Origin of the sequence: Burkholderia sp. (assembly GCF_018375725.1) — a bacterium.
In the GTDB taxonomy this organism is placed as follows: domain Bacteria; phylum Pseudomonadota; class Gammaproteobacteria; order Burkholderiales; family Burkholderiaceae; genus Burkholderia.
In genome coordinates this window covers 1-10,088 of sequence record NZ_JAHACR010000138.1, presented here as the reverse complement: position 1 = coordinate 10,088, position 10,088 = coordinate 1, and the positions used below count along the sequence as shown (strand labels likewise).

At 66.0% G+C, this 10,088-nt stretch carries 7 protein-coding genes and 1 pseudogene; 6 read left to right on the top strand and 2 right to left on the bottom strand.

What is annotated here, in order from left to right:
* Together ileS and KH616_RS15185 are read right to left on the bottom strand one after the other, a co-directional pair.
* Nucleotides 1–2,484, bottom strand: a 2,484-nt coding sequence (ileS, locus tag KH616_RS15190; RefSeq protein ID WP_292247549.1) for an isoleucine--tRNA ligase, incomplete at its 3' end; no start/stop codon positions are given.
* A 101-nt stretch (nucleotides 2,485–2,585) separates the two neighbouring features.
* Entirely contained in the window at nucleotides 2,586–3,578 is a 993-nt protein-coding gene (locus tag KH616_RS15185) for a bifunctional riboflavin kinase/FAD synthetase (RefSeq protein ID WP_292247547.1), read from the bottom strand.
* Between the two features lie 122 nt (nucleotides 3,579–3,700).
* Here KH616_RS15185 and purN point away from each other — a divergent pair, with 122 nt between their 5' ends.
* From purN to KH616_RS15155, 6 genes and pseudogenes are all read left to right on the top strand, one after another.
* A complete protein-coding gene (gene purN / locus KH616_RS15180; protein ID WP_292247544.1) occupies nucleotides 3,701–4,363 on the top strand; it encodes a phosphoribosylglycinamide formyltransferase in 663 nt (220 codons plus the stop codon).
* Nucleotides 4,360–5,622 (top strand): RsmB/NOP family class I SAM-dependent RNA methyltransferase, encoded by a 1,263-nt coding sequence (locus KH616_RS15175; protein ID WP_292247541.1) that lies wholly within the window; start codon nucleotides 4,360–4,362, stop codon nucleotides 5,620–5,622. Before purN ends, KH616_RS15175 begins: the two co-directional genes overlap by 4 nt.
* Nucleotides 5,623–5,640: 18 nt before the next feature.
* Entirely contained in the window at nucleotides 5,641–7,008 is a 1,368-nt protein-coding gene (locus tag KH616_RS15170; protein ID WP_292247551.1) for a mechanosensitive ion channel domain-containing protein, read from the top strand.
* 184 nt (nucleotides 7,009–7,192) lie between these two features.
* The gene (locus KH616_RS15165; protein WP_292247538.1) at nucleotides 7,193–8,389 is read left to right on the top strand and encodes an acyl-CoA desaturase; all 1,197 of its coding nucleotides are present in this window, start codon (nucleotides 7,193–7,195) and stop codon (nucleotides 8,387–8,389) included.
* Between the two features lie 197 nt (nucleotides 8,390–8,586).
* Nucleotides 8,587–9,723: a quinolinate synthase NadA gene (gene nadA, locus KH616_RS15160; RefSeq protein WP_292247535.1), complete on the top strand. Its 1,137-nt coding sequence runs from the start codon at nucleotides 8,587–8,589 to the stop codon at nucleotides 9,721–9,723.
* A pseudogene (locus KH616_RS15155) lies at nucleotides 9,720–10,088 on the top strand (nicotinate-nucleotide diphosphorylase (carboxylating)); the annotation flags it as partial. The gene nadA and the pseudogene KH616_RS15155, both read left to right, overlap by 4 nt.

Sequence of the window (10,088 nt, the reverse complement as noted above, 5' to 3'; positions counted from 1 at the left end):
GATTGCCCACTTGTCGATCAGCGCGTCGGCATCGGCGATGTCCGGATACGCGTAGTAGGTTTCCGTGAAGATCGTGTCCGTCGCCGGCTGGAACACCTTCCACGCTTCCTCCGCCGTGAACGACAGGAACGGCGCGAGCACGCGCAGCAGGCCTTGCGTCAGGTGGTAGAGCGCGGTCTGCGCGGAGCGGCGCGCCTTCGAATCCGGCGCGCTTGTGTACAGGCGGTCTTTCAGCACGTCGAGATAGAAGCCGCCGAGGTCTTCCGAGCAATACGTCTGCAGCTTCGCGACGATCGGATGGAATTCGTACTTCTCGTAGTGCGCGAGCAGTTCGTTCTGCAGCTGTGCGGAGAACGCGACCGCATAACGGTCGATCTCGAGCCACTCGGACGCGGGCAGCGCGTGCTTGGCGTGGTCGAAGTCGGACAGGTTCGCGAGCAGGAAGCGCAGCGTGTTGCGGATGCGGCGATAGCCTTCCGTCACGCGCTTCAGGATTTCCTCCGAGATCGCGAGTTCGCCCGAATAGTCGGTCGATGCGATCCACAGGCGGATGATTTCCGCGCCGAGGCGGTTCGACACCTCATGCGGATCGACGCCGTTGCCGAGCGACTTGCTCATCTTGCGGCCTTCGCCGTCGACCGTGAAGCCGTGCGTGAGCAGGCCCTTGTACGGCGCGCGGCCGTCGAGCATCGCTGCGGTGAGCAGCGACGAGTGGAACCAACCGCGGTGCTGGTCCGAGCCTTCGAGGTACAGGTCGGCCGGGAACTGCAGCGTGTCCTTGTGCGAGCCTCGCAGCACGTGCCAGTGCGTCGTGCCCGAGTCGAACCACACGTCGAGCGTGTCGCGGTTCTTTTCGTACATGTTGGCGTCGTCGCCGATCAGCTCGCGCGGATCGAGCGTCTGCCACGCCTCGATGCCGGACTGCTCGACGCGCTTCGCGACTTCCTCGAGCAGTTCGAGCGTGCGCGGATGCAGCTCGCCGGTCTCCTTGTGGACGAAGAACGCCATCGGCACGCCCCACTGACGCTGGCGCGACAGCGTCCAGTCCGGACGGTTCTCGATCATGCTGTGCAGGCGCTGCTTGCCCCAGGACGGATAGAACGCGGTCGCGTCGACGCCGGCGAGCGCCGTCTCGCGCAGCGTCGGGCCACCGTCGCGCGGCGTCACGTCCATGCCGGCGAACCACTGCGACGTCGCGCGGTAGATGATCGGCGTCTTGTGGCGCCAGCAGTGCATGTAGCTGTGCGTGTACTTTTCGTTGCGCAGCAGCGTGCCGGCCGCGGCGAGCGCCTCGACGACCTTCGGGTTCGCGTCCCAGATCGACAGGCCGCCGAACAGCGGCAGCGACTCGATGTAGCGTCCGTCGCCCATCACCGGGTTGATGATGTCCGAATCGGTCATCCCGTGCGACTTGCACGACACGAAGTCCTCGACGCCATACGCGGGCGACGAGTGCACGACGCCGGTGCCGGTGTCGGTCGTCACGTAGTCGCCGAGATAGACGGGCGACGTGCGCTTGTAGCCCGGATGCGCCGACGCGAGCGGGTGGTGGAAGCGCAGGTTCGCGAGATTCTCGCCGCGCGTCGTCGCGACGACGCGGCCGGTCAGCTTGAAGTCCTCCATGCACGCGGCGACGCGCTCTTCCGCGATGATCAGGAGGCCGCGTTCGGTGTCGACGAGCGCATAGACGACCTCCGGATGCAGGTTGAGCGCCTGGTTCGCCGGGATCGTCCACGGCGTGGTGGTCCAGATCACGATGCCGCCCTCGGCGCGCGGCAGCGCGGGCAGGCCGAACGCCTGCGCGGTCTTTTCCGGTTCCGCGAACGGGAACATCACGTCGATCGTCGGGTCGGTGCGGTCCTTGTACTCGACTTCAGCCTCGGCGAGCGCCGAGCCGCAGTCGAAACACCAGTTGACCGGCTTGAGGCCGCGATACACGTAGCCTTTCTCGATGATCTTGCCGAGCGCGCGGATTTCTTCCGCCTCGTTCACGAAGTTCATCGTCTTGTACGGGTTGTCCCATTCGCCGAGCACGCCGAGACGCTTGAAGCCTGCCTTCTGCTTCTCGATCTGCTCGGTCGCGTACGCGCGCGCCTTGCTCATCACCTCGGCGGCCGGCAGCGACTTGCCGAACTGCTTCTCGATCTGGATCTCGATCGGCATCCCGTGGCAGTCCCAGCCGGGCACGTAAGGCGCGTCGAAGCCCGCCATGTTGCGCGACTTGATGACGATGTCCTTCAGGATCTTGTTCACCGCGTGACCGAGGTGAATATCACCGTTCGCATACGGCGGCCCGTCGTGCAGGATGAATTTCGGCCGGCCCTTGCTGGCCGCGCGGATCTTCTCGTAGATGCCGCGCGCTTCCCATTCCTTGACCCATTGCGGCTCGCGCTTCGGCAGGTCGCCGCGCATCGGGAACGGCGTGTCGAGCAGGTTGACCGGATACTTGGCCTGCGGTTTCGAATCGGCTTTCTTGTTGCTCATGATGAGATCGCTATCAAATCGGGGGACGCTCGTGCGTCGTGAATCGGATGAGCGCGCGCGTCGGCGGCGCCAGGGTGCGGCGCAAAGCGCCGCCGGCCGGGTCAGCTAATTCGGTCGGTCGCCGATGTCGCGAAGCCCGTCGCGCGGCTGCCGGGTGCGAGGCCGCGCTCGATGAAATACGCGCGTGCGTTTGCGACGTCCAGCGCGATGGCCCGCGACAGCGCTTCGAGATCGTCGAATTTCGCTTCGTCGCGCAGCTTCTGCAGGAATTCGACGCGCACGAGCTTGCCGTAGGCGTCGCCGTGCCAGTCGAGCAGGTGGACTTCGAGCAGCACGCGGCCCGAATCGTCGACGGTCGGACGCAGGCCGAGGCTCGCGACGCCGGGCAGCGGGGTGTCCGCGATCCCGTGCACCTGGACGACGAAGATGCCCGCGAGTGCCGGCCGCTTGTGAGCGATCGGCAGATTCAGCGTCGGGAAGCCGAGGTCGCGCCCGAGCTTCAGGCCGTGCGTCACATGGCCGCTGATCGTGTAGCCGTGGCCGAGCGCTTCCGCGGCCGACGCGAGGTTGCCCGCGGCGAGCGCCGCGCGTACGCCGGAACTGGAGATGCGCGTGCCGTCGGCGCCGGCGATCGTGCCCATCTGCTCGACCTCGAAGCCGTGCTGCTCGCCGGCCGCCTTCAGCGTGTCGAACGTGCCCGCGCGCTTCGCGCCGTAGCGGAAATCGTCGCCGACCATCATCCAGCGCGTGTGCAGGCCGTTGACGAGCGTGCGCTCGACGAACGTCTGCGGCGACTGGCTCGCGAACGTCTGGTTGAAATGCTCGACGACGACCCGGTCGACGCCATGCTCGCGCAGCGCCTCGAGCTTGTCGCGCAGCATCGCGATGCGCGGCGGCGCGCCGGCCGGATCGAAGAACTCGCGCGGATGCGGCTCGAAAGTCATCACGCAAACCGGCAGGCCGCGCGCGTCCGCTGCTTCGCGCACGCGCGCAAGCAGGGCCTGGTGGCCGCGATGGACACCATCGAAGTTGCCGATCGTCAGCGCGCACGGGGCGCGGCTTTCGGCGTTGGGCAGGCCGCGGAAGACTTTCACGATAGCGGGTCGCAGCGTCGGGGATTGGGCGGACGGGTGCCGCAAAGCAGAAGATTATAAACGCTCGGGCGGTCAGGCGGCTGAGGAGGGGGAAACATGAGGCCGAATGGTAAAATTCGCGGATGAATAAACTCGTCATCTTGATTTCCGGTCGCGGCAGCAACATGGAAGCCATCATCCGCGCGTGCGCGCAGGAGCGATGGCCCGCCGAGGTTGCCGCCGTGATCGCCAACCGGCCCGATGCGGCCGGCCTTGCCATCGCCGCGTCGCACGGGATCGCGACCGCGGTGGTCGACCACCGGTCGTTCGACGGCCGCGACAGCTTCGACGCGGCGCTCGCCGCCGAGATCGACCGTTTCGCGCCGGATCTCGTCATCCTCTCCGGTTTCATGCGCATCCTGTCTCCCGCGTTCGTCGAGCGATATGAGGGCCGGATGCTGAACATCCATCCGTCGCTGCTGCCGAGCTTCAAGGGCGTCCATACGCACCAGCAGGCGCTGGACGCGGGCGTCGCGCTGCACGGCGCGACCGTGCATTTCGTCATCCCGGAACTGGATAGCGGCGCGATCGTCGCGCAGGCCGCGGTGCCGGTGCGCACCGGCGACGACGCGGCCGCGCTCGCGCGGCGCGTGCTGGCGGCCGAGCACGTGCTGTATCCGCGGGCGGTGCGCTGGTTTGTCGAGGGGCGCCTGCGCCTCGAGGCTGGCCGGGCGGTGGTCGCGCCGGACGAGGCGCGCTGGATTTTCGCGGAAGAACCGCAACCCATGACGAGTGAGGGTGTATGAAGCTGCACGGATTTCTGATCGGTCAAACCGAAACGCTGTTGGCGGAAGTGCTGAAATTTGCCGGCCCGGCCGACGTGACAACAAGCCGTTTCTTCCGTGCGCATCCGAAGCTCGGGCATGCGGAGCGCGGCGTGATCGCCGAGGCGGTGTTCGCCGTGCTGCGCCGGAAGACGGAGTTTTCGCACCTCGCCGAGAGCGGCACCGGCAGCCCGGCGCGCCGGCTCACGCTGCTCGGTCTGATGCAGACGGTCGGCCGTTCTGCACTCCGGCCGTTCGTGTCCGATACGGAGGCGGCGTGGCTCGAGCACGTGTCGAAGATCGACCCGGCGAGCCTGCCGGTGCGCGTGCGCACGAACCTGCCGGAATGGATTCAGCAGTCGTTGTCCGCGCGTTTCGATGCGGACGAGCTCGCGCAGCTCGCCGCGGCGCTCAACTACCCGGCGCCGCTCGACTTGCGTGCGAACGCGCTGAAGACGACGCGCGACCAGGTGATCGACGGGCTGCGCGCGGTCGGCATCGACGCAGGCGCGACGCCGTTCGCGCCGAACGGTGTGCGCGTCGTCGGCAAACCCGCGCTGACCAAGCTCAAGCTGTTCGAGGACGGCCTGATCGAGGTGCAGGACGAGGGCAGCCAGCTGCTGTGTTCGCTCGTCGCGCCGCGGCGCGGCGAGATGGTCGTCGATTTCTGCGCGGGCGCGGGCGGCAAGACGCTCGCGCTCGGCGCGATGATGCGCTCGACCGGCCGCCTGTACGCGTTCGACGTGTCGGAGAAGCGGCTCGCGAAGCTCAAGCCGCGGCTCGCACGCAGTGGCCTGTCTAACGTGAACCCGGTCCTGATCGACAGCGAGCACGATGCGAAGATCAAGCGGCTCGCCGGCAAGATCGACCGTGTGCTGGTCGACGCGCCATGCAGCGGCCTCGGCACGCTGCGCCGCAATCCCGACCTGAAATGGCGCCAGTCGCACGCATCGATCGACGAACTCCAGCCGAAGCAGGCATCGATCCTCGCGAGCGCGTCGCGCCTTGTGAAGAAGGGCGGCCGGCTCGTCTATGCGACGTGCAGCCTGCTCGATGCGGAAAACGAGGCGGTCGTCGAGCAGTTCCTCGCCGATCATCCGGATTTCGTGCTGGTGCCGGCGCAGAAGGTGCTCGCCGACCAGCGCATCGAGCTGGAGACCGGCGACTATCTGTCGCTCTGGCCGCACCGCCATGCGACCGACGGCTTCTTCGCGGCCGTGCTCGAGCGGCGCGGACAGTAAGGGCGGGTTCGACGGATGATGCAGAATCGCCTGCTGTCGCACCGGCTTGCGTCGGTGATCGAAGATTTCAACCAGCCGGTCATGATCTGGCAGGCGGCCGTGCTGATCGGTGCGCTGTGCTTCGCGTGGCTCGCCGCGCGATTCGTGAACGGCCGCATCGAGACGCACCGCCGCGCGGCCGGGCGTGCGCCCCGCGCCGGCGCGGAAAGCCTGGAGCGCGCGCTGTTTCCGCTGTTCGGCGGCGTGTTCGTATGGGGCGCGCAACTCGCGTTCGAGCCGTTCATGTCGACGTCGCTGATGTCGCTCGCGCTCGTGCCGCTGTTCGGCATCGGGACCATCTACGTGCTGTTTTTCGTCGCGCGACGCGTGTTCGTGCGCGACGGCCGCACGCGCACCTGGCTGTCGATCGTCGAAAAGATCGTGTCGACCGTCGTGTGGGTCTGGATGGCGCTCACCGTGCTCGGCATCCAGCATGACGTCCTGCAATGGCTCGACAGCGTGCAGTTCCGTGTCGCCAATGCGCACCTGACGCTGCTGTCGGTGCTCTCCGGCGCGCTCTGGATGTGCGTGACGCTGATGATCGCGATGTGGCTCGGCTCGGTGCTCGACGATCGCCTGAAGCGCGCGACGACGCTCGATGCGAACACCAAGGTCGTGCTGTCGCGGGTCGGGCGCGCGCTGCTCGTGTTCGCGGCGGTGCTGATCGGGCTGTCGCTCGTCGGTATCGACGTGACCGTGCTCGGCGTCTTCGGCGGCGCGGTCGGCGTCGGGCTCGGCTTCGGGCTGCAGAAGATCGCGAGCAACTACGTATCGGGCTTCATCATCCTGCTCGACCGTTCGCTGAGCCTGGGCGACGCGATCGCGGTCGGCGGCCAGCAGGGCGTCGTCACGCAGATCCGCACGCGCTACACGGTCGTGCTCGGCCTCGACGGCAACGAAACGCTGATTCCGAACGAGAAGCTGATTACCGACATCGTGCAGAACCAGTCGTCGTATCTGACGCGCGGCTACGTGAAGCTCGCGGTGCAGGTCGCCTATACGACCGATGTCGAGCAGGCGCTCGCGCTGCTCGTCGAGGCGACCAAGGACGTGAGCCGCGTGCCCCAGGATCCGGCGCCGACGCCCTACCTGGCGAGCTTCGGCTCGGACGGCATCAATCTCGAGCTCGGCTTCTGGATCGAGGATTCGGCGAAGGGCACGGCCGGCGTGCGTTCGACGGTGAACCGCAATATCTGGCGGCTCTTTTCCGAGCACGGCATCTCGATGCCGTTCCCGCAACGCGAGGTGCGGGTGATCGGCCTGCCGGACGGATTCGAGGCGGCGCGCCCGGCCGAAATCGACGGTGAGGCCGGACACGTCGCGATTAACCACGTAAATAGGCCATAAACGGAGTGCCGGGCCGGCAACGTCCCTTCCTGGACTGTCCGGCGTTGCGTTAGGACAAGAAATAGTCATTTTTTACAAAGACTTGGAACGGTTGAAGTAAAATTCCGGTCTATTACGCGGTATGCTTTCATCTCTCTGACGCCGGCTCGCATAGCCGGCGTCACTCACTTCACAGGTAACGCCCTTGTTGAATTCCCTGCTCGACTTCCTGGCTCACGGGCTGCTGCACTTCTCGTGGTGGCAGATCGCGCTGTTCGCGCTTGTCGTCACGCACGTCACGATCATCGGCGTGACGGTCTATCTGCACCGTTGCCAGGCGCACCGCGCGCTGGATCTTCATCCGATCGCCAGCCATTTCTTCCGTGCCTGGTTGTGGATGACGACCGGCATGCTGACCGGCCAGTGGGCGGCGATCCACCGCAAGCACCACGCGAAGTGCGAGACGGAAGACGATCCGCACAGCCCGCAGACGCGCGGGCTCTGGAAGGTGATGCTCGAAGGCGCGGAGCTGTACCGCGCGGAAGCGAAGAACGAAGAGACGATGCGCAAGTTCAGCCACGGCACGCCGAACGACTGGCTCGAGCGCAACGTGTACTCGAAGTACCCGATTCTCGGCGTGAGCCTGATGATGGTGATCGACGTCGCGCTGTTCGGCGTGGTCGGCCTGACCGTGTGGGCGGTGCAGATGATCTGGATTCCGTTCTGGGCGGCCGGCGTCGTCAACGGTCTCGGCCACTTCTGGGGCTACCGCAACTTCAACTCGGCCGACGCCAGCACGAACCTGTTCCCGTGGGGCATCGTGATCGGCGGCGAAGAGCTGCACAACAACCACCACACGTTCGCGACGTCGGCAAAGCTGTCGAACAAGTGGTACGAATTCGATATCGGCTGGATGTACATCCGCATCATGTCCGCGTTCGGTCTCGCGAAGGTGAAGAAGGTCGCACCGACGCCGCGCCTGAAGCAGGGCAAGACGGTGCTGGATCAGGAAACGCTGCAGGCCGTGCTGTCGAACCGCTACGAAGTGATGGCGCGTTACGGCAAGGCCGTCAAGCGAGCGTACCGCCAGGAACTCGCGCGTCTGAAGGAACTGGGCTCGCGCGAGAAGTATCAGTTGATGCGCGGCGCACGCAAGTGGTTCCACAAGGAAGAGGACGGCCTCGACGAGCCGCAGAAGCGCATGCTGCCGGAGATCTTCGCAAACAGCCAGAAGCTGCAGACGTACTTCCAGCTGCGTCAGGAACTCGCGGCGATCTGGGATCGTTCGACAGCCTCGCGCGAACAGCTGCTGGCCCAGTTGCAGGATTGGTGCCATCGCGCCGAACAAAGCGGCATCAAGTCGTTGCAGGAATTTGCGATGCGCCTGCGCCGCTACGCCTGATTCGAAATCGATTAAAATCTCAGGACGTCACAAACCCCGCGCTGGCGGGGTTTTTCATTTGAGCCGACCGGCAAGCGGCGGCGATCGGCAAGGCTGAGCCTTGCATGGAACCGGAGCGCGCTGCGCGGGCCCGGAGCGGGTGCCAAAGCAGCCGCTCGGGTCCACAAAGCGTCGACTTTGGTCGAGAGGAGATGGAGATGCAATCGGCGATCAAACCCGTCGAGTTCGACCGGCCAATCGCGGCGGGAGCCACTTGCGGCATCGGGCAGGCGTGGGCGAAGGTGCCCGACGTGCCGTCGGCCGAAGCGCGCGCGGAGCTGAAGGCGCGTATCAAGGCATTGCTCGTGCGCGAGAAGGCGGTACTGGTCGCGCACTATTACGTAGACGCCGATTTGCAGGCGCTCGCCGATGAAACCGGCGGTTGCGTTGCCGATTCGCTCGAAATGGCGCGTTTCGGCCGTGACCACGACGCGCAGACGCTCATTGTCGCCGGCGTGCGCTTCATGGGCGAGACCGCGAAGATCCTGAGTCCGAACAAACGAATTTTGATGCCGGATCTCGATGCGACCTGCTCGCTCGATCTCGGCTGCCCGGTCGACGAATTTTCGGCATTCTGCGATGCGCATCCGGATCGAACCGTCGTCGTCTACGCGAATACCAGCGCCGCCGTGAAGGCGCGTGCGGACTGGATGGTGACGTCCTCTATCGGTCTCGAGATCGTCGCCGATCTGCATGCGCGCGGCGAAAAGATCATCTGGGCGCCGGATCGTCATCTCGGCGGCTACATTCAGAAGAAAACCGGCGCCGACATGCTGATGTGGCAGGGCTCGTGTCTCGTGCATGACGAGTTCAAGGGCGTTGAACTCGACCTGTTGCGCGCCGAATATCCCGATGCGAAGGTGCTCGTGCATCCGGAATCGCCGGAGAGCGTCGTCGCGCAGGCCGACGTGGTCGGCTCGACGACGCAGTTGATCGATGCCGCGGTGAAGCTCGATGCGACCCGCTTCATCGTCGCGACCGATCTGGGCATCCTGCACAAGATGCGGCTTGCCGCGCCCGGCAAGATTTTCATCGAAGCGCCGACGGCGGGCAACAGTGCAACCTGCAAGAGCTGCGCGCATTGCCCGTGGATGGCGATGAACGGTCTCGCGAACCTCGCCGACGTGCTCGAGCGCGGCCACAATGAGATCTTCGTGGATCCGGCGGTCGGTGAGCGGGCGCGTTTGCCGATCGACCGGATGCTCGATTTCGCGGCCGCCCACAAGAAGCGCGTGCAGGCGAGCGGCGACCTGCAGCGCGACCAGCCGCTGTTCGCGAACGTGGGGGCGGCATGACGAGCGCAGTCTCTCCGCTTTACGACGACATTCGCGCGCAGTACGGTGCGGCGTTCGACGACGCGCTTGCACGCAACGTCGCCGACGTGCTGGCCGAGGATATCGGCCCGGGCGACCAGACCGGGCGGCTCGTGGCCGCCGGCGAGCGCCGCCGTGCGCGCATCATCGTGCGCGAGGAGGCGGTGCTCTGCGGGGTGCCGTGGTTCGACGCGGTGATGCGCCGGGTCGAGCCGACGATCGGCGTGCGCTGGCACTACCGTGAGGGCGACCGCATGACGGCCGGTTCGACCGTATGCGAACTGGAAGGCCCGGCGCGCGCGCTGCTGACCGCCGAGCGCAACGGCCTCAATTTCCTGCAGCTGCTG